General features: G+C 64.9%; 16 protein-coding genes and 1 pseudogene. 11 read left to right on the forward strand and 6 right to left on the reverse strand.

Going from position 1 to position 20763, the window contains the following annotated elements; translation table 11 throughout:
- The first annotated feature begins 86 nt into the window (after window positions 1–86).
- Window positions 87–731 (forward strand): ribosome hibernation-promoting factor, HPF/YfiA family, encoded by a 645-nt coding sequence (gene hpf, locus F562_RS0102590; protein ID WP_018155363.1) that lies wholly within the window; start codon window positions 87–89, stop codon window positions 729–731.
- Between the two features lie 70 nt (window positions 732–801).
- Here the strand turns inward: hpf and F562_RS0102595 are convergent, their stop codons facing one another.
- Window positions 802–3078, reverse strand: coding sequence for a GNAT family N-acetyltransferase (locus F562_RS0102595; protein ID WP_018155364.1), 2277 nt, complete (start codon window positions 3076–3078; stop codon window positions 802–804).
- 284 nt (window positions 3079–3362) lie between these two features.
- Here F562_RS0102595 and secA point away from each other — a divergent pair.
- A pseudogene (secA, locus tag F562_RS0102600) lies at window positions 3363–5883 on the forward strand (preprotein translocase subunit SecA); the annotation flags it as partial.
- Window positions 5884–6155: 272 nt separating this feature from the next.
- On the opposite strand, the gene F562_RS17820 reads toward secA, so the two are convergent.
- A complete protein-coding gene (locus F562_RS17820; protein WP_018155366.1) occupies window positions 6156–6701 on the reverse strand; it encodes an Rv3235 family protein in 546 nt (181 codons plus the stop codon).
- Window positions 6698–7492 carry a LysM peptidoglycan-binding domain-containing protein gene (locus F562_RS0102610; RefSeq protein WP_018155367.1) on the reverse strand — a complete coding sequence of 265 codons (795 nt, stop codon included), beginning with the start codon at window positions 7490–7492 and terminating at the stop codon, window positions 6698–6700. The genes F562_RS17820 and F562_RS0102610 overlap by 4 nt, the downstream gene beginning before the upstream one ends.
- 96 nt (window positions 7493–7588) lie before the next feature.
- Here F562_RS0102610 and F562_RS0102615 point away from each other — a divergent pair, with 96 nt between their 5' ends.
- On the forward strand, window positions 7589–8134 hold the full coding sequence (locus F562_RS0102615; protein WP_026180947.1) for a hypothetical protein: 546 nt from the start codon (window positions 7589–7591) through the stop codon (window positions 8132–8134).
- A 3-nt stretch (window positions 8135–8137) separates the two neighbouring features.
- On the opposite strand, the gene F562_RS0102620 is transcribed toward F562_RS0102615, so the two are convergent.
- Complete coding sequence (locus F562_RS0102620) at window positions 8138–8392, reverse strand: helix-turn-helix domain-containing protein (protein ID WP_018155369.1); 255 nt, start codon at window positions 8390–8392, stop codon at window positions 8138–8140.
- Window positions 8393–8577: 185 nt separating this feature from the next.
- On the opposite strand from F562_RS0102620, the gene F562_RS0102625 reads away from it, so the two are divergent.
- From F562_RS0102625 to F562_RS0102645, 6 genes are read left to right on the forward strand one after another with little or no spacing between them, the layout of a single operon-like run.
- A complete protein-coding gene (locus F562_RS0102625; protein WP_018155370.1) occupies window positions 8578–9273 on the forward strand; it encodes a CpaB family protein in 696 nt (231 codons plus the stop codon).
- Entirely contained in the window at window positions 9270–10619 is a 1350-nt protein-coding gene (locus F562_RS17825) for a CpaE/TadZ family protein (protein WP_018155371.1), read from the forward strand. The genes F562_RS0102625 and F562_RS17825 overlap by 4 nt, the downstream gene beginning before the upstream one ends.
- 19 nt (window positions 10620–10638) lie before the next feature.
- On the forward strand, window positions 10639–12054 hold the full coding sequence (locus F562_RS0102635) for a WS/DGAT/MGAT family O-acyltransferase (RefSeq protein ID WP_018155372.1): 1416 nt from the start codon (window positions 10639–10641) through the stop codon (window positions 12052–12054).
- The gene (locus F562_RS20020) at window positions 12055–12462 is read left to right on the forward strand and encodes a DUF6912 family protein (protein ID WP_018155373.1); all 408 of its coding nucleotides are present in this window, start codon (window positions 12055–12057) and stop codon (window positions 12460–12462) included.
- Between the two features lie 53 nt (window positions 12463–12515).
- Entirely contained in the window at window positions 12516–12707 is a 192-nt protein-coding gene (locus F562_RS21350) for a nucleotidyltransferase domain-containing protein (RefSeq protein WP_425386846.1), read from the forward strand.
- Window positions 12643–13065, forward strand: coding sequence for a hypothetical protein (locus tag F562_RS0102645; RefSeq protein WP_169333353.1), 423 nt, complete (start codon window positions 12643–12645; stop codon window positions 13063–13065). Before F562_RS21350 ends, F562_RS0102645 begins: the two co-directional genes overlap by 65 nt.
- On the opposite strand, the gene F562_RS0102650 is transcribed toward F562_RS0102645, so the two are convergent.
- Both F562_RS0102650 and F562_RS0102655 read right to left on the reverse strand, forming a co-directional pair.
- Entirely contained in the window at window positions 13050–13541 is a 492-nt protein-coding gene (locus F562_RS0102650) for a DUF2505 domain-containing protein (RefSeq protein ID WP_018155375.1), read from the reverse strand. The two genes, F562_RS0102645 and F562_RS0102650, sit on opposite strands and share 16 nt — an antisense overlap.
- A gap of 9 nt (window positions 13542–13550) precedes the next feature.
- A complete protein-coding gene (locus F562_RS0102655; protein ID WP_156822487.1) occupies window positions 13551–14144 on the reverse strand; it encodes a hypothetical protein in 594 nt (197 codons plus the stop codon).
- A gap of 163 nt (window positions 14145–14307) precedes the next feature.
- Between F562_RS0102655 and F562_RS0102660 the strand changes: the two genes are divergently transcribed.
- Both F562_RS0102660 and F562_RS0102665 read left to right on the forward strand, forming a co-directional pair.
- Window positions 14308–19173, forward strand: a complete 4866-nt coding sequence (locus F562_RS0102660) for an NAD-glutamate dehydrogenase (protein WP_018155377.1) — start codon at window positions 14308–14310, stop codon at window positions 19171–19173.
- A gap of 47 nt (window positions 19174–19220) precedes the next feature.
- A complete protein-coding gene (locus F562_RS0102665; protein WP_018155378.1) occupies window positions 19221–20729 on the forward strand; it encodes a sensor histidine kinase in 1509 nt (502 codons plus the stop codon).
- Window positions 20730–20763: the final 34 nt, after the last annotated feature.

The raw sequence follows: 20763 nt of genomic DNA on the forward strand, positions 1-20763 counted from the left end.
GCGGTGAAATCCGCTGTTGACTACCGTCCGGGTGTGGCAAGCCCCCAAGTAGATCGTCACTGGTTGAGAAGCACCTGGAGGTGCCCATGGAGATCACGATTACTGGACGTCACACCGAGGTTCCTGATCGGTTCCGTCGCCACATCGAAGACAAGTTGAGCAAGGTGTCTCAACTCGACTCACGAGTCGGTCGATGCGATGTGGTTATCTCCCACGAGTCCAACCCCCGCCAGTCCAAGGCCGCAGAGCGCGTGGAGATCACGTGCCGCGCTCGCCGGACAGTGTTCCGGGCCGAGGCCAGCGCCGACGAGCCTTATGCGGCCCTCGATATGGCCATGGCCCGCCTGTTGGAACGCATGCGACGTAAAAATGACAAGCGCCGCGTCCACCGTGGACGCCAACGTCCGCTCTCGGTCGCCGAGGCCACCGCCGGACTCCCCACCGACCTCGACGTCGAGGAGCCGAGCGCGATTCGTCCCGATGCCGCCAAGGTTGGCGGCGACGAAGACTGCCCCGTGCACCTGCGCGAAAAGGTCCACCACACCCATCCCATGTCGGTCGATGAGGCCCTCAGCCAGATGGAACTGGTCGGTCACGACTTTTACCTCTACCACGACGCCGACACCGACAAGGCGTCCGTGATCTACCGCCGCCGGGGCTGGAGCTACGGCGTTATCCACCTCGACGTCGACGACAGCCCGGCGCGCTCGCGTGACGAGGAGTCGGCCTAACCCCCAGAGTCCCTTACTGCGTTAGGTGCCCTTGACCGGGAAATTTCCCGGTCAAGGGCACCTAACTCGGTTAGGGACGGTCAGTGCGGAGCAGTTCGAAGCGGTGCATCGAAACCCGGCTGCCGTCGCCAAGTACCTCAGCGTCGTGATCAGTTCCCGTGTGCCGGAAGCCACTGCGCTCGGCGACGGTCATCGATCCGTGGTTGCCGTCGGCGGCAATCAACACGACTCGTTGTCGGCCCAGGCCGCCCTCGGATGATGGCGCGAACGCATGGCGTACCGCCAGGCTCACCGCCTCCGTGATCACCCCACGGCCACGAGCCTCGGGGTGGGCCCAATATCCGATCGCGGCGGTGTCCGGTCGGGGTCCGCGCAACTCGGCGGCCTCCAACGATCCGACGGCTAGGTCGGTGGTCACATCCGCGACGCACCAGGTGACGCTGCGGCCGGCGGCGGCATCCTCGCGGGTGCTGTGGATGTAGGCCCGCGCCACGTTCTCGTCGTAGTCCCGCGGTAGTTGAGGCAACCAGTGGCGGGTGGTCGCATCTGCGCACGCCTCGACCACCCGTGGTGCATCACTCATCCGCCAGGGGCGTAGGCGGACGCGCTCGCCCTCGATCGCTGGGATGGCCAGGGCCGATGCCTGAGAGGCCCACGTCTGCCTCAACAGTTCGTACGACACTCCGTCACGGCAGACACCGTCGGCCGAAACAAAGGCCTGGTGGTCCTCGCCAATGAGCCGAAAACCCGCCCGAAGTAAGGCGCCGCGGGAGGCGTAGTTGTCCAGGACGGCCCCCGCATGGAGGCGGACCAGACCAGCACCACCATCGGCCTCTAGCGTGAAGGCATGCGCCACGATGGCGGTGAGTGCTTCGTCGAGGATCCCGTGGCCGCGTGCCGCCGGATAGAGCCAGTAGCCCACGCCACCATCGCCGACCTTGCGGTCGATCCCGAAAATCGCGATAGACCCCAGCGGTTGATCGCTGTCCCGGTTGGCGATGCAGAAGTCGTGTACCCCGGCGTCGCGCAGGCGTCCTCGGCGGGCTAGCCAGGTCTGCCAGTTGTCCGGCGTTGGCATGACATTGGCGCTCATGTAGGCCAGGGCTGGTGCATCCGGCATGACCTCTGGTCGGTCGCTCGGATGCCAGGGTCGCAGCCGCAGACGGTCGGTCAGGACGTCCTTCGCGGGAGCAGGGTGCACCCGTTGGGCGTCGCGATCGTCGGTCGCCAGCAGTTCAAAGGTCAAGGCGCCGGCATGGGTGCCGTCGGGTCGCGCCAGCACCTCCTGCTCCTCGGCCACCTGCCGGAAGCCGGCGCGGCGCAGTACCCGTTGGGACGACCGGTTGTCCAGGTCGGTGCCGGCCTGGAGCCGGTGCAGGCCCAAACCGCTCAGTCCGGCGGTGTCGGTGCGCGGCGCGAAGGCATGGGGGATGAGGAGTTCGAGTGCGCGGCCGAGGACCCCGCGTCCTCGCACCGCCGGGTATGCCCAGTAGCCGACCAGCCCAGACCCGTGGATGAAGTCGACGTTGAGCCGGATGATCTGGACGTGCCCCAACGGTTCATCCGTCGAGGAGTCCACAACACACCAAAAGACCCCTTCGCCGTGCGCCATGCGGTTTTGGCGCCAGGACCACCAGGTCGCATATCCCCCTGGCGAGGGTTGCATCCCCTCACTGAACGCCGTGGACGCCTCGTCAGGACCTTCTGGAATGGCATCATCTGCACGCCATGGGCGCAGCCGAATCCCGTTGCCCTCCAATACGGCTGGCTCCCACCACGCGTGCGCCGGCTCACGGGGTGCGCCCCGGTGGAGGTGACCGAACAGGCAGTCGTCCAGCGTGCCGTCGCTGTTCGGGTGGCCGTCCGGCAGCACACCATCGACGACGAAGCCGTTGGCCCAGGCCGCTCGGCGGGAGGCAAAGTTACGGGCGTTGGCTCGCCATCTGAGCGATCGCACACCCCACGTGTCGAAGGCGTGGTCGACGACGAGGCGTACCGCCCGGGTCGCGATGCCACGACCGCGAAGGTCGGGATGCAAGCCATAGCCAATCTCGCCGACCGGGCCGTCCGCTGTGTCCTGGCGGGAACAATTGACTGTGCCCGCGAAGTCGCCGTCGACGTCAATCGACCAGAGACAGCCCTGGCCGCTGGCCCAGTCCAGGCCGTTCGCCAGGAAGGTGCGGGCATCGTCCTCGCCATAAGGCACCGGCACGCCGGAGGTCATGGCGAGCGTCCGCGGATCACGGCATTGCTCGACGATGCGCGGTATGTCGATCTCTAGCGGGGCGCGCAGGCGTACCTCACCGTCGACGAGAGTCGGGACAGTGCCGCCAGGGGGTGAGTCCATGGCGAAACTCAAGCAGGTTCAGTGGGCGCGCTCCACCCGTTTCTCCGCTGAGTCGGCGTGTCGTGCTAGCGCCACGCCCGCGTAACTAGCGCGACACGCCGACTCAGGGTCAACCGGGCGGCAGAATCAAGATTGGGTTCGGCACTGATGAGGTACGCCACACGTTGACCGTCTAACCTGGGTAGGCCTGGCGCGGCGACATCGATGATGCCTGCCCGCCGTGCGTACCGAAGTTCGACCATCCGTTCTCACCCGAGCGGTGATATTTCTCAGGAGCCAGTAGCGTGCCGAAGTTCGTCGAGAAGGCCCTCCGTGCCGGTGAAGGACGTTTGCTCAAGCGCCTCGAAGGCATCGCCGCACAGGTGAATCTGCTTGAGGAGGACTTCGAGAAGCTCACCGACACCGAGTTGAAGAACGAAACCTCCGCCTTTAAGAAGCGTCTCAAGGACGGCGAAACCCTCGACGACCTGATGCCCGAGGCCTTTGCCGCCGTTCGCGAGGCAGCCAAGCGCACCGTCGGACTCCGTCCGTTCGACGTGCAGTTGATGGGTGGCGCTGCCCTGCACATGGGCAATGTGGCCGAGATGCGCACCGGTGAGGGCAAGACCCTGGTGGCAACACTGCCGAGTTATCTCAACGCGCTGGCGGGCAAGGGCGTCCACGTCGTCACCACCAATGACTACCTGGCCGAATACCAGGCCGAGCTCATGGGCCGCATCCACCGCGTCCTCGGACTCGAAACCGGAGTCATCCTGTCGTCCATGACGCCCGACCAGCGTCGCGAGCAGTACGCCAAGGACATCACCTACGGCACCAACAACGAGTTCGGCTTCGACTACCTGCGCGACAACATGGCGTGGTCGACCGATGAGATGGTCCAACGCGAGCACTACTTCGCCGTTGTCGACGAGGTCGACTCGATCCTGATTGATGAGGCTCGGACGCCGCTGATCATTAGCGGTCCGGCCGACGAGGCGACCAAGTGGTACGTCGAGTTCTCCAAGATTGTGGATCGCCTGAAGCGCGCCAAGAAGGACACTGACGGCAAGGTCGTGCAGGGCAGCGGCGACTACGAGGTGGACGAGAAGAAGAAGACGGTCGGTCTGCTAGAGAGCGGGATCGAGAAAATCGAGGACATCCTCGGCATCGAAAACCTCTACGAGGCCGAGAACACGCCCCTGATCGGATACGTCAACAACGCGATCAAGGCCAAAGAGCTCTTCAAGCGCGACAAGGACTACGTCTCCATCGATGGCGAGATCCTCATCGTCGACGAGCACACCGGTCGTATGTTGGCCGGGCGTCGCTACAACGAGGGCATGCACCAGGCGATCGAGGCCAAAGAGGGCGTCGAGATCCAGAACGAGAACCAAACGCTGGCCACCGTGACCCTGCAGAACTACTTCCGGATGTACGACAAGCTCTCCGGAATGACGGGTACCGCCCAGACGGAGGCGGCCGAGCTCTACTCCATCTACAAGCTTGGCGTCGTGACCATTCCGACGAACAAGCCGATGGTCCGCAAGGACCAGCGCGACCTCGTCTACCGCACGGAGAAGGGCAAGTTCTCCGCCGTCGTAGAAGACATCGCCGAAGCCCACAAAGAGGGTCAGCCCGTGCTGATCGGTACCACCTCCGTGGCCAAGAGCGAATATCTCTCAGATATGTTGAAGCGCAAGGGAATTCCCCACGAGGTCCTCAACGCGAAGTACCACGAGCAGGAAGCCACGATCGTGGCGCAGGCGGGCCGCAAGGGTGCGGTGACGGTGTCGACCAATATGGCCGGTCGAGGCACTGACATCATGCTGGGCGGCAACCCGGAGTTCACGGCCGTCGCCACCCTCAAGGCCAAGGGCCTCGACCCGCAGGAGACCCCCGAGGAATACGAAGCGCAGTGGGATGAGGCGCTTGCCAAGGCAAAGAAGCAGGTGAAATCCGCGCACGAGGAGATCGTTGAACTCGGCGGGCTCTACGTTCTGGGCACTGAGCGGCACGAGTCCCGGCGCATCGACAACCAGTTGCGCGGACGCTCCGGTCGTCAGGGAGACCCCGGCAAGAGCAGGTTTTACCTCTCCCTCGAAGACGACCTCATGCGCATGTTCAACGCTAACCTGGTCGACCGCTTCATGCAGTCCGCCAAGCTCGAAGAAGAAGTTCCGATTGAGTCCAAGATGGTCACCCGCTCGATCCAGAGCGCCCAGGGCCAGGTCGAGTCGCGCAACTTCGAGATTCGTAAGAACGTCCTGAAGTACGACGACGTGCTTAACCGCCAGCGCGAAACCATCTACGGCGAGCGCAAGCGGGTCCTGGAGGGCGAGAACCTCGAGGACCAGGTCCGCTACTTCATCAACGACACCATTGATGCCTATGTCGAGGGAGCCACGGCCGAGGGCTTCGCCGACGACTGGGACCTGGACACCCTGTGGAAGGCTCTGCAGGATCTTTACCCTGTCTCGATCACCCTCGATCAGCTCGACTCCGAGGTGGGCGGCCGCGCTGGCCTGACGCAGGACATGCTTCTGGAGGAACTGCGTTCGGATGCCCAGCACGCGTACGACGCTCGGGTTGAGCAGTTCGGTGGCCGGGTTATGCGCGAGGTCGAGCGACGCGTTGTGCTCTCGGTGCTGGATCGCAAGTGGCGCGAGCACCTCTACGAGATGGATTACCTCAAGGAGGGAATCCAGCTGCGGCAGATGGCTCAGCGTGACCCGCTCGTGGAGTACCAGCGCGAGGGTTACCAGCTCTTTGAGGCGATGAACGACGCCATCAAGGAAGATTCAGTACGCCACCTCTTCCACGTCGAGATCGACCCCGAAGAGGTCGAGGCGTCGCTGCCTGCGCCCAAGAGCACGATGCATCTGTCCGCGCCGACCGAGGATGGCAGCATCGCCCAGCGCGACGTCGACGACGAGGGCAACGTCGTGGACGAAGACGCCTCCCTCTCGCGCTCGCAGCGCCGGGCCAAGACCAAGCAGGAGAAGGCCGGGGCCAAGGGCACCGGTGGTTCGAAGTCGAAGTCCAAGAAGAAGGCAAAGGCCGGGCGTAACTGAGGTTGCCTCGGACTGCGGCCGTCCCCGTCAGCCAATGACGAGGACGGTCGTCAGCCATCGCCCATCAGCACCGTTGAGGCGCATCGCGATCGCGCATGGGCGTCCTTCGAGGAGCACAACGGCACTCACTTCGGCCACGCCATCGGTGGGCTCGCAGACGCGGACCCGCCTGATCGCGGTGGGATGCAGTGCACCCCCGCGACGCACTGATGTGAGGTGTCGCTGAGCCACCAGTTGCTGGCACTCCGGAGTCATCCACCGCAGGAGTTGCTTGGGCGAGCGAGCCCCGTGCGCACATTCCACCAGCATCGCCACCAGTTGCGTGGCCCACTGGCGCGGTTCGGGCAGGTTGGCGCGCGGGGTGGCTTGCGGGCCGAAGTGCGGGTCGTATTCGGCGGTGCGGAAGTCCATCGCCAAACTGCCCTGGACGTAGGTCGCCTGATGGCTCAAGCGAAGACCGCCCCGGTGGGCTTTCGCGTAGCGCGCTCGGACCGCCTCGTGGGACAAAGCCGGCGGCTCCACATCGGGACGAGGCCGGATCGACATCTTGCTGCTATCGGTCAGTGTGGTCATCGCAGAACCTCCTGAGTGGGTCGGTGCAACGTTGTTCCGGGCAGGATCAGTTCGGGGTCGGGGCCGATGGCGTCCCGGTTGGCGGCGTACCAGCGCGGCCAGGTCTCCGCAATGACCCGTGCGCTGGCGTCGGGACCGAGGTCACGCTCGACGATGGACCAGAGCGAGTCGCCTCGAAGGACCACTACTTCATCGCCCGCGCGCTTCGGTGCGCAGCGCCCCAAGAGTCCGACTTGGTCGGTCGAGGACCGCGCCTGTAGGCCCGGCCCTGACGAGGTCCAGCCCGGCTCTGGGACGCTGCATACCGGGGCGGTCGCGGTCGCATCGGGAGTGGCGGGCGCAAAGTCGGGGACCGGCGCCCCGTGACCATCGCTGGCCTGGACGCTGATCGACGCGGGGGCGGCGGTCGCCGTGCTGTGCGTGCTGGACATGGCGGTCAAAGCCGTGGCGGTCAGCAGCAGTGCGGCGATGCGTACCGCGAAAGGTGATCCCACCTGAGGGGCTTCTGTGAACGGCGTCTTCGGGGACGGTGCGATCAGCCCCCAACAACTAGCCACCGTGACAATCGCCAACCAGCACACCGCGGTCAGTAACACGATCAGCGCGACGAGGGGGACCGCATCGTCGACCGCAAGCCGTGGCTGGGCCGCCAGTTCGCGGCGCTCCGTCAGCAAGGCCACGGTGGTCAGGGTGGCGACGGTGCCCAAGCCGAGCACGATGAGTGCGCCCAGAGCGGCGGCCCGGCAACGGTGCCCGAGGGAGGCCTGTGTGAGGTCGATCTGCTGTGCCATATGACGACTATGCCACAACAATGTCGATCTATGTCGATTTATACCTAAATACGTCGAATGATGGTCATCAGGATGCGGTCGGGTAGGATTTGGTGGGTGCGTTGGCAAGACCTATTTGCAGACCTTGAGGCTCAGCTCCGCCATGCGCAGCAGCGTGAGCAAGACGTTGAGGTGTCCGATCGCACCCGTCGTGAGCGAGCGGAAATTCGCTGGGCCGACCGCGTCGCTGGCTCGATCGGGGCCGAGTTGTCGGTGACCACCCCTGTGGGCACGACGCGGGGACGGCTGGATGACCTCGGAAAAGATTGGCTTCTGCTCGCGGACGAGCGCGGGCTGGGGGCAACACTGATCCCGACCTCAGCGGTGTTGACGGTGTCCGGAGCGACGCGTCTGGTCGATGCGGAGCAGGGTTTTGGTCGCCGCTTCGGTGTGGGTGTGGCACTGCGGGCGATCAGCCGTGACCGCGCCGCGGTGGAGGTCTTCGATCTAGCCGGCGGACAAACGTCCGGGACGATCGACGTGGTGGGTGCGGACTATCTGGAGGTCGCTGAGCACCCAGCCGATCTGCCGCGTCGCTCGGAGGCGGTGACGGGACGGCGACTCGTGGTGTTTTCGTCCCTAGCGGCCGTGCGGCGCCGCTAGGGACTACAGGCTGTCCTGCTCGATCTCAGACTTGGTCTGGGCGTACTGACGCTGGATGTAGTTCTCCAGTTCGTCCGTCTCGATCCGCCAACCGCCTAGCACCTTGATCGCAGGTAGCTCCCCGCTCTTCACCAGGGCATAGGCCTGCCGGGAGGAGATATTAAGCGTCTCGGCCACGTCGGCGATGGGGACGAAGCGGGGCACGTCGGTCTCCTTCGAGGCACTCAGGGTCGGCTGACGTCTCCTATTCTGGCTCATGCGCTGGCTCGGGTGCTGCGCGACCTGTGGATGAGTCCTCGCAGGTTTGTTGTGGATAACTCCCATCCGGACGGCACGAAGTTATCTACAGTCAGAGCGCCCGGACTTTTCCAGGATCTCCGACGAGGCATCTGGAGCACGTGAAGTGCCGGGGTGGTGGCGCGGACGACAGGAAGAAGGACCCGATGGGGGACCGTAGGAAGAAGCGTGACGAGGCGGGGCTGCCAGCCCGGAAGGCGCAGCGGCTGCAGAAGCCGTCGTGGAAAGACAGTCGCCTGGTGATTGGCGTTGTCCTCATCGCCGCATCAACGCTCGGCGGAGTGATGCTCGCCGATCGTCTCGACAGCAGCGTCGAGGTCTACCAAGCCGCCTCAGGATTGGTGCCGGGCCAGGAGCTGACCAACGACGACGTGACGACGGTCAAGGCGCGAATCGGTGACGGTTCCGAGGGCTATCTCATGGCCGATAAGCCGTTGCCATCCGGCCGGGTGGTGCGTGAAGTACGAAAAGGGGAGTTGCTACCCGCGTCCACCATCGGAAAGCCCTCCACGGTCGGCCTCAAAGCAGTCTCCGTCGACGTCGAGCCGTCCTTTGCCGCGACACTGGTGCGCGGATCGACGGTCGACCTCTGGGTAAGCGAACGTCGCGAGACCACCGGCGCGGCCGAGTTTGCTAAGCCCGGACGTGTCGTGCCCCGCGCCTACGTGTTGCGTGTCCCCACCACAAACACCGGTGGCTTGAGCGTCGCCAGCAGCCAGGCTGTCGCCGTCCAGGTTCTGGTCCCGGACGACCTGGTCGACGAAGTCATTGGCGCCGTCAACTCAGAGTCGAAGATCACCTTGGTTGCCACCGCTGACTCGCCGATGCGGAGCAGCCAGTGACGGCGCTGCTCACCGCGGTGACGCCTGCGCTGGAAGCCGGTGTCGCCACCCGGGTCGAGGCCACCCGGGAGCTGCGCTTGGCCCGCCGCTGCGCGGACATCCCCGACCTGCTGGCGAGCGCAGCCTCCCATGTCGCGCAGGCAGCGGTGGTGTCGGCTGACTTTCCGGGACTAGAACGCCGCGTCGTCGGAGCTCTGGCTGGCGATGGCGTGCGCGTCGTGGGGGTCTTCGCCCCGGGCGACGAAGAAGCTCAGCGCAGGCTGCGACAGCTGGGCATCGATCGGGTGATCTCGGCCGCTGCCTCTCCTGAGGAGTGGACGAGCTTGGCGATGAGTCTCGCCGAACCTCAGCACGAACTCGATCCTGACTCGACATCGTCCGAGGATCGCGACGCCTCCGATGTGGATACCGCGATCGCCCGCGAGATTCTCGGCGCGCAGGCCACTGATCCGGGGGACGGTGCCGCCGACAACGATGACGATGGGGAGTCTGCAGGCACCGGGCGCATCGTGGCTGTATGGGGCCCCACTGGGTCGCCCGGACGCACCACCGTGGCCATCAACGTGGCGTGCGAAGTCGCGCGGCTGGGCAAATCCGTCTTGCTGATTGACGGCGACACGTACGGCGCGTCGGTGGCACAGGCGATGGCACTGCTGGACGAAGCACCCGGTCTCGCAGCAGCGACCCGCCTTGCTGAGACCGGCGATCTCGACGTGCCAAGACTGGCCGCGGTAGCACCGGAGGCGACGAACGGCGTACGGGTCCTGACGGGCCTTCCGCGGGCCGACCGGTGGAGTGAGGTCCGTGAAGATTCCTTTGCTGAGGTGCTCACGGTGGCCCGACTCCTGGTCGACCTTGTGGTGATCGATACCGGGTTCTGCCTTGAGGAGGACGAAGAGCTGTCCTACGACACTCGTGCACCGCGCCGCAATGTCACGACGACCATCGCGCTGCGTGACGCCGATGAGGTCATCGCCGTGGGTTCTGGCGACCCGGTCGGCCTGCAGCGCTTGGTCAGGGGGCTTGATGAGTTGTCTCGCATCACTGCGGCGGGCCGGGTCGTGGTTAACCGGGTCCGAGCCTCAGCCGTCGGGACACACCCGGAGCGCCGGGTGAGTGAAACCCTAGAGCGCTTCGCTGGGGTGGCTGAGCCGGTCATCGTGCCTGACGATCGACCTACTCTCGATGGCGCGATGCTGGCCGGACAATCACTCGCCGAAGCGGCACCCGGCTCGGAGGTGCGTCGCGTGCTTGCCGAGCTGGCGGGCGCAGTCGCCGGGGTCGACGTCGTCCTTCGTCGGCGTGGAATTGGACGTCGTCTCGTGTCTCGAACCTCGAGCGGGTAGCGAGTGGCAGGATGACCCGGTGACCGATCGACTGAGTGCGCAAGATGCCGCCACCCTCTACCTCGAGGACTCCGGAACACCGATGCACGTGGGCTCGGTCATGATCTTTGCGCCCGGGGAGAGTGACTTCAACCTCGAGCGATTGCTGGCACTCGTGACCAGCCGGATCGCCTACGTCCCGCGCTACCGGCAGCGGGTGCGCAGTGTGCCTGGAGGCCTGGCGAATCCGGTGTGGGTGGACGACGCGGAGTTCGACCTCAGTTACCACGTGCGGCGTTCTGCGCTGCCGCGTCCGGGCACCACGACCCAGTTGGAGGAGTTCGCGGCCCGGACTTTGGCGCGTCCGCTGGACCGGCACCGGCCACTGTGGGAGCTCTATCTCGTGGAGGGCCTGGCGGACGGTCAGTTCGCGATCATCACCAAGTCGCACCAGATCTTGGTGGACGGAGTGCACGCTATTGATCTGGCTCAGGTCATCGTCGACGCTGCGGCTGATCGGGGTGACCCCGTACCCCACACGTGGAGTGCTGATCGGGAGCCATCGGGCGTCGAGTTGATGGCGGGCGCGGCCCTGGATGCGGTCCGGCAACCGACCCAAGTGGTCGACAGCCTCCGGTCGGGTTCTCAGGACGTCCGTAGGGTCGCTGGTGCGGTCAAGAAGGTCGGTGTACTAGCGCTCAATACGGTCGCGCGGACGGCCGCGCGACCCGCGCCGAGTAGCCCGCTTAATGTCGAGATCGGCCCGCATCGTCGGGTCCTCATGCTGAGCACCTCGCTGAAGGACTACCAAGCGATCCGCACCCGCGTGAACTCATCACGAGGTGGCCTCGATGTCAGCGTGCACGATGTGATGCTCGCGGTGATTGCCGGTGGTCTGCGCAACTGGCTGCTGAATCGTGGTGAGGCCGTGTCAGGGGCAGAGTCTGTACGCGCGATGGTTCCGGTGAGCACGCTGACCCACGAGGACCCCGACGAGCAGGTCGCTGGTCTGGTGATTGACCTGCCCGTCGGCGAGCCACGCCCCACCATGCGTCTGCACCAGGTGGCGTACGCCATGCATCAGCAGATGGAGAGCTCGGCTGGGGGAGTCGTCACCGCCAGTTCACTGCGCGAGATCGCCGGGTTCGCGCCGCCGACCTTGCATCTCCTGGGTGCCCGGGTTGGTAGTGCCATGTCGCGGCGCATGTTCAATCTCGTCGTGACTAACGTGCCTGGGCCGCAGCAGCCGCTTTATGTCGGCGACGCGCGAATGGTCGCGAGCTTCCCGGTGATTCCGCTGAGCAAGTCACGGGCGCTCAGCATCGGCCTGACGTCGTACGACGGCGGCGTCTATTTTGGACTCAATGCTGACCGGTCTGCCATGCCTGACCTGGACGTTTTGGCACAGTGCCTCAGCGATGCGCTCGCCGAACTTGCCGAGGACGAGGAGTTGTAGATGAGCACGGTGACCAGGATCTATGTCGCCCTCACACCGCCGCAGTTGGAGGTGCTTGCCGTCGACGGACAGTTGTCTGAGGTCGCGGCGACGGCTGTCACACCCGCGCTGCGTGCTGCCTACCCACACGAGGATCAGGAGGGGTTGGAGCACGAAGCGATTCAAGAAGCCGCAGCAGCAACGCTGGCAGGCCAGCGAGTCCTGATCGCGGCCGCCGATGTCACCACCCCCGTCGACCCGAGCACCGCCGCGACTCCCGCGCGAGTGGCAGCCGGGCCGGTCGCCCTGGACCGGGTGGTGAGTTTTCATGTGGGCGACCCTGGGGTCGTTCCGGATTCAGGGCAAGATATCGACCTCAGCTGGTACGACATCACCGAACTCGCGGATGTGAGAAGGCTATTCGCCTGATGAGTCGGTTCCCCCTAGCGCAACGCGACGCGCTCGACTTCGCGAAAGTGCTCATGGGCGAGCGGTTCCGTGAGCCGGTGTGTGGCTGGCTGACGGGCAGTGTGGTCACGGGGGAGGCCACCTCGACGTCCGACCTTGATGTGGTCGTGCTGCTCGACGGTCCGGATGCTCGCCCAGGGTGTGCCCCTGATTCCGGTTCCGCAGATTGCCGCGAATCTCGTCGAAGAATGTACCGCAGAACTTGAACGAGGCCCAGATCCCTTGCCGCAAAACGCGATTGACGCTGCGCGCTATGCCGTGACCGACCTGCGCGCTGATCTTGTCGGCGCTGAGTCTGCCGCCGAGCGTGCGGTCATCTCTGCGGCACTGTGGGATGCAGGCGCCCGACTTCTCCTCGACGTGGATCGCTGCTGGCAGGGCACCGGGAAGGGTCTTCTGCGCAGTCTCCGTGAGCGGGACCGCATCGCGGCAGACGGCCTTGCGTCCGAACTCATCTCAGGCTTGGAGTGCAGCGCGTCAGATCCCGATGCGCTGAGACGAGCGATTGACGGAGTCCTGAGCCACGCCGGTGGCGCGTTGTTCGAGAACTATTCCGTCAGGTAGGCCTGGCCCTCGCGCGCCTCGACGCGAATTCCCGAAACAATCGCTGGGGCTGCAGCCTTCTCGATCTGACCACCGACGAGGGGGATGCCGGCCTTGAGATCCGCGTCGATCGCGACATGTGTGGTTTCACCGTCAGCGGTCAGTGTCAACGAGCCTCGCATTGCTGCGGGGGTGCCCTTGATCAGCACTGTGATGGTTCCCCGCCGAGATCCGTTGGCGTCGGCTTCCTCCCATGCTTGGGTTTCCACGACGGTCAGCCCGCCGCTCAAGAAGCGCTTGACCTGACTGGGCAGGTCGTCGGTTGGCATCTCGCGACTGACTTCGATGGTGGCCTTCTCGGCGCCACCATCAATCGAGGTGTCATAGGACAGGGCGCCCGATGCGGCGCACTTTCGCTCTTGGAACGCCGGGTCAATGAGCATGTCCCACACCTGGTTAGCGGGTGCGTCATAACTCCAGGTCTCACTGATCTTCATGAGGGCAATCTAGTAAATGGTGTTCCGTCGCGGGTGACCAACACCATCGGCTGTACGACGGAGGGCTTGCTCGGCCCGCCCGATCACGCGTGCGGCACGGTGGGCGTCGGGTACGGGCTGGCGTCGCTCGGCGGTGGCGGCCACGCCGACCTGTGCCACAGCCGCGGCGAGCGCGTGAAGGTCCTGCGCGATATCCGCGCCCCGCGCGCCCAGGCGTTCGGCATCACTCACCGTTCGGGCTCCGCCGAGGCTCCCATCGGCCACCGCATCCGCGTGCCGAGCGACATCCCTGGCAACCCAGTCCACTTCGCGTGCGCTGACCTGAGTTGCCACCGCGATCTGCTCGAGCGCTCCAAGGTCCAGTTCACGTGGGGGCGATCCAGAGAGGGACGGACCCGGGTCGGGCCGTTGTGCGCGACCGGCATGATCGGGCTCCCCGCTGACGATGGCGTCATGCCAGGTCACCAGCGCGTCGGCGAGACGCTCGATGGCGTACGCCACGGCCTCGCTGGTGGCTGCCTCAGCCGCGTCCAGTTGAACCCCGAGGAGCCGGATCGAGCACGCTGGGATTCGTGTTTCCGGAGTCGAGGGATTAGACCGCACTGTCCCACTCTAGGTGGACGCGGTGACGAGCGCTGAGCACCGGAACGAGCTGGGGACGGGAACCTGAACCCGACCGCCTGAGCACCGGTGTCTGCGGTAGCGTCAGCCATGACGTCCACAACGAGGTGGGGGTCAAGTTTGCGCCTGCGAGGAACCAGCGTCGATGACACTTGCTCAGTCTCAGTCTCAGTCCGAGTCCCGAACCGAGCTTCTGAAGGCGGCGGCCAAGCACGCGCCGCCCGGTTCTGACGGCGACGATTTGTGCACCGAGTTCTATCGAGGACTTGAATCGGCCGAGTTGGCGGACTACGGCTCGGACCATCTTGCGGGCATCTTCCGCAGTCACCTGCAGTTGGCGCAAAAGCGACTTCCCGGCGAATCCACCGTGCGGGTATTCCGCCCCAACCTCGACCGCGACGGCTGGGTCGCGCCGTACGCCGTCCTTCAGATCGTCACCGACGACATGCCTTTTCTCGTCGATTCGGTCACGGCCGCCTTGAGCCGTGAAGACCGCGACGTGCATCTGCTGCTGCACCCGCAGATGAGCGTCCGCCGCGATGCCGATGGTGCGCTGCAGGAGGTCACTCCCGCGAGCGGACGAGCCGGCGTCGGAACGGTCGAGTCATGGATGCACTTGGAAATTGACCTCGCCAACGACGAGGACAGCGACCGCTCTCTCGAGGCCACACTGCGCAAGGTGCTTTCGGACGTGCGTGCCGCGGTGGAGGACTGGGAGGAGATGCGGGATGCCTGCACCAACCTGGTCAAGGTCCTTGGTGCCGACCCGCCCCTTGGCATTCCGGAGAGCATTGTGGAGCGCACGCGCGGCTTCCTTCGCTGGCTCGCGGACGACCACTTCACGTTCCTTGGCTACAAGGAATACGAGCTCGATACCGTCGATGGCGAGGATGTCCTCCGGTCTGTACCAGCGTCGGGCCTTGGGGTGCTGCGCGGCGACGATGGCGAGTCTCGCTCGTTCCGCAGGCTGACCGGAGAGGTGCGTTCACAGGCGCGCGAGCCCCAACTCCTGATTCTGACGAAGGCCAACTCACGGGCCACCGTTCACCGCGGGACCTACTTCGACTACATCGGCGTCAAGACGTTCGACGTCAACGGAAACGTCGTGGGAGAGCGTCGTTTCCTGGGCCTCTACACCTCGACGGCCTACACCGATTCCGTGCGTCGGGTTCCCGTCGTACGTGAGCGCATCGAAAAAGTGTTGCAGCGCAGCGGTTTCCACCCCTCAAGCCATTCCGGCAAGGACTTGCTGACGGTGCTGGAAAACTACCCGCGCGACGAGTTGCTGCAGACCGGTTCCGATGAGTTGTACGACATTTCCACCAAGGTGTTGCGACTCACCGAGCGTCGCCAGTCTCAGCTCTTTCTGCGCAAGGACGACTACGGCCGCTACATGTCGGCCATGTTCTACCTGCCTCGGGACCGATACAACACCGCGGTGCGGTTGCGCATGGAAGGGATCCTGCGCGAGGAGTTCAATGCCGACAGCGTCGACTTCACCACCAGCGTCGATGAGTCTGTACTCGCCCGCATTCATTTCGTCGTGCGCGTCAAGCCTGGCGAGTCGCTGCCCGAGGTCGAGCCCCAGGCACTGCAGGCTCGACTGGTCGATGCGACGCGCACGTGGGGGGAGCGGTTGTCCGCTCAGGCCGAGGTCGAAGACGGCAGCATCGCCGCCGCGCGCGTCGCGTCGCTGTATTCACGGGCATTCCCCGAGTCCTACAAGGAGGACTTCAGCGCCCGTCAGGCGGTGGCTGACCTTCGTCGGTTGGAGGCTCTTGAAGGCCCCCTCGACACCGAGTTCACGCTCTATCGCGAGCCTGGCGCGGACCCGCATGTTCGCCGCTTCAAGCTCTTCCGACGCTCCCCGGTGATGCTGACTTCGGTCATGCCGATCTTCACGGACTTAGGTGTCGGAGTCACCGACGAGCGCCCCTATGAGATGGATCGCGCCGACGGCGAAACGGTATACATCTACGACTTCGGTCTGCGCGCCGACGACCCAGATGTCTGGGGCACTGGCGAAGACGAGATCGCGGCCGTCCGAGAGGTCTTCCAGGACGCCTTCGCTGAGGTCTGGGATGGCCGGGCCGAGAGCGATGGCTTCAACGCGCTGGTTCTGCGGGCCGGTATGCGTGCGAGGGAAGTCACGGCGTTGCGTGCGATCGCGCACTACCTGCGCCAGGCAGGAAGTACCTTCAGCCTGAATTACATGATCGAGGCCACGCTGGCCAACATCAATCTCGCTCGTGCCGTCATCGAGTTGGTTGACGCCCGCTTCGATCCGGAGCTGAACCTGGACATGGAGGCGCGCGAGGCGGCGGAGCAAGAGGTCCTGGGCCGCATTGAGGCGGGGCTGGAGAACGTCGCCAGCCTCGACCACGACCGCATCATCCGCTCCTTCGTTGGCGTGGTGCGAGCGGTGTTGCGTACCAACGGGTTCCAGCGTGACGAGCAGGGTCGTCCGCGGGACGTGTTGTCGTTCAAGATCGACTGCGCGAAGGTGCCAGGACTGCCCAGCCCGAAGCCGATGTTCGAGATCTGGGTCTACAGCCCTCGCGTCGAGGGCGTTCACCTGCGCTTCGGGAAGGTGGCCCGCGGCGGACTGCGTTGGAGCGACCGTCGTGAGGACTTCCGCACCGAGGTTCTTGGCCTGGTCAAAGCCCAGATGGTCAAGAACGCCGTCATCGTGCCGACCGGTTCCAAGGGCGGCTTCGTCGCGAAGCAACTGCCCGACCCTGCCGACCGGGAGGCCTGGCTCAATGAGGGCATCGCGGCTTACAAGGCCTTCATCGCCGGGATGCTCGACCTGACGGACAATTTGGTCGACGGTGCGGTCGTGCCGCCGGCGCAGGTCGTACGCCACGACCCCGACGACACCTATCTCGTCGTGGCTGCCGACAAGGGCACCGCAGCCTTCTCGGACATCGCCAACGGGGTGGCGCAGTCGTACGGCTTCTGGCTGGACGACGCCTTCGCCAGCGGTGGATCGGCGGGATACGACCACAAGGAGATGGGCATCACTGCCCGCGGTGCATGGGAGTCGGTCAAGCGCCATTTCCGTGACATGGGAGTCGACTGCCAAACCGAGGATTTCACCGCCGCAGGTGTCGGTGACATGAGCGGCGACGTCTTCGGCAACGGGATGCTGTTGTCGGAGCACATTCGCTTGGTTGGCGCCTTCGACCATCGGCACATCTTCATCGATCCCACGCCCGACGCAGCAACGACCTTCGTTGAACGCCAGCGGTTGTTCGAACTGCCGCGCAGCTCGTGGGCCGACTACGACACGTCGTTGATCTCAACGGGCGGTGGAATCTGGCCGCGTTCGGCGAAGTCGATTCCGGTCAGCGCCCAGATGCGGCAGGCCCTTGGGCTCGACGACGGCGTCACGTCGATGACGCCGAACGAACTGATGCAGGCCGTGCTGCTGGCTCCAGTAGACCTGTTCTGGAATGGCGGCATCGGTACCTACATCAAGTCCAAGAGCGAGAGCCACCACGAGATTGGCGATCGCGCTAACGACGCGATCCGGGTCGATGGAAATTCGTTGCGCTGCAAGGTGATTGGCGAAGGCGGAAACCTCGGAGCGAGTCAACTTGGCCGCATCGAGGCAGCCATGGCAGGGGTCCGCGTCAACACTGACGCCATCGACAACTCGGCGGGCGTCGACAGTTCTGACCACGAAGTCAATATCAAGATCCTGTTGACCGAGCAGATGCGTTCTGGCGCCCTGACCCTCGAAGAACGCAACACCCTTCTGGCGTCGATGACTGACGAGGTGGGATCGCGGGTCCTGCGCGATAACTACCGCCAGAACACGCTGCTTGGCAACGCTCGCGCCCAGCACGGTTCGATGGCCACCGTGCACCAACGTCTGATCCGTTCTCTCGAAGAGCGGGGTGAACTCAACCGGGCGCTTGAGTTTCTCCCAACCGATGCCGAGTTGGACGAGCGCGAGGCTGCTGGTGAGGGGTTGACCTCACCCGAGCTGTCCGTCCTGTTGTCCTACGCAAAATTGGCGCTCAAGGCGGATCTGTCGGAGAGCGAGTTCACCTCGGATACCTGGTTCGACCAGACGCTGGTCGAGTATTTCCCGGAGCCGCTGCAGGAGCGTTATCGGGACGCCATCCTCGAGCATCCACTGCGCGATCAGATCATCATCAACTCGGTGGTCAACTCCGTCGTCAACCGCGGCGGGATGACGTTCGCCTTCCGGGTGGGCGAAGAGACTGGTGCGGATGCCGTTCAGGTTGTTCGGGCCTTCGTGGTGGCCAGGGAGGTCTTCGGGCTCGCCGACTTCATTCGGCAGGTTGACGCGCTCGACAACACCGTGCCGACATCGGTTCAGACGACCCTCTATCTAGAGTTCCGACGCCTGATCGACCGGGCGACCCGCTGGTTGCTGCACTCTCGGCCGTCGCACTTGGACGTGGGCCGGGAGATCGAGCGCTTCCAAGGCGAGGTGCAGAGGCTGAGTTCGGCCGTGCCCGGTTTGCTTCGGGGCGCCGAGCGTCAGCGCTGGGAGGCGAGCGTTGCGGGGCTGGTCGAAAAGGGAGTACCCCAGGACTTGGCCGAGCAGACCGCCGCGCTGCTGGACACGTTCTCGTTGCTCGACATCGTGGAACTCAGCCAGTCGCGCGAGCTGGACGCCGATCGCATCGCGGAGGTCTACTACGCGCTCAGCGAGCGGCTGGGCATCGACCGGTTCTTGGTGGCGGTGGCTCAGCTTCCACGCGAAGACCGGTGGGACGCGCTCGCGCGGGGTGCCGTACGCGACGATCTCTACTCGGTGCTGAACAGTCTGACCTCGACAGTGCTCGACGCGACGGACAGTGACCTGTCGGCCCTTGAGCGAGTCGAACAGTGGGCCCTAGACAACGAGACTGCGACGACGCGTGGAACGCAGGCGCTCGCGGGCATCCTTGACCTGGAACAGCCGACGTTGGCCTCGCTCTCGGTGGCGTTGCGGACGCTCCGGTCGGTGATCCGCTCGGGTTCGGCGTCCTGACGTCGGCGGCTGACTCGGCCGCCAACACCGGGAACTAACCTGAGTCCGTGCCCACGCTGAACGATGTCCTCGACAAGGAGACTGCACTCGACGAGGCGTCCACCGAGTGGCTGCACGCCTTGGTTGGAGATTGGCAACTGTTGTCCGACCTGTCGTTCGGGGACTTGGTGCTGTGGGTACGACGGACGGGTGGGGCCGAACGCCCGACCTGGATCGCCGCGGCACACGTACGACCGACCACGGGCGTAGGGATCTTCGTTCAGGATCTCGTCGGTCAGGTTGCCGATGCGCAGCAGGTGCCGATGATCGAGCGTGCCTATCAACAGCAGCAGTGTGTTCCAGGTTTACGTCCCGCTTTCCACCGAGACGCACCGGTGCGCGAGGAGGCCGTCCCGGTCATTCCGCGTTGGGTCGCTCAGCCCATTGCGATCGTCACGCGGCACAGCAGTCATGTCTCACTTCGTACGCCAAGCCGTCTCGAAGTCACGTACCTCGCCACTGCCGACGCGCTGACCCGAATGATCGCTCAGGGTCAATTCCCCACTCCAAGTGGGCAAACCGGAAGGCGTCGCGGTGCTCCGCGAGTTGGTGATGGTGTCATGCGCCTCGCCGCCGATGGGACCGTGACGTACGCCAGCCCCAACGCGGTGTCGGCTATCAACCGGCTTGGCTTCGATGGAGTCCTCCCCGGGGCGCGCTTGATCGAAGTGGTGTCGCCGCTGATCAGAGAAGCCGATGAGGAGCAGGCGCCGGCGCTGACTGGTCAGCTGCCGTGGGCGACCGAAGTGAGGTCACCAAGTGCCACCATGACAGTGCGCGCAATTCCGTTGCACGACGGCGGAACTCGTGTTGGTTCCTTACTTCTCGTGCGAGACGTAAGCGAGGTGCGTCGACGTGAGCGGGAGCTTCTCACCAAGGACGCGACGATCCGCGAGATCCATCACCGGGTCAAGAACAACCTGCAAACGGTTGCCGCGGTGCTGCGGCTTCAAGGGAGGCGCTTGGAAGACCCTGATGCCCGCGCTGCTCTCAACGATGCGGGCCGACGAGTGGCCACGATCGCGCTGGTGCACGAATCCTTGAGCCAACATCTCGTCGACGCGGTGGACTTCACCGACATCGCCCGTCGCGGTCTCAAGGCCGCGATCGACGTGGCAAACCGGTCCGAGGCCAAAGTGCATGGGCGAGTGAGTGGCACCTTCGGAGCGATGCGCTCCGAGGATGCCACGGTCATCGCGATGGTGCTGGCGGAGCTGGTCCAGAACGCCGTCGAGCACGGCAGCGTCAGCGGCGGCACCGTGACCGTGCATGCTGCGCGTTCCCCACTGCCGGGACGTGATGAGCGGGAGCAACTGGAAGTGCAGGTGAGCGACCAGGGCCCGGGATTACCGCCGGGATTCCAGCCCGGCCAGGGCGGGCTCGGCCTGCGCATCGTGTTGTCTTTGGTGCAGGACCTGGGCGGTGACATTGAGTGGTCAACGCGTCCTGAGGGAGGAACAGTCGTGCGCTGTGTGACCCCATTGCGTCGAGTCGACCCGGCTCCGCCGGTGCCGTGACATGTCGAAGCCCCTGATCCGGTCGGATCAGGGG

Source organism: Demetria terragena DSM 11295 (genome assembly GCF_000376825.1).
Lineage (GTDB): Bacteria > Actinomycetota > Actinomycetes > Actinomycetales > Dermatophilaceae > Demetria > Demetria terragena.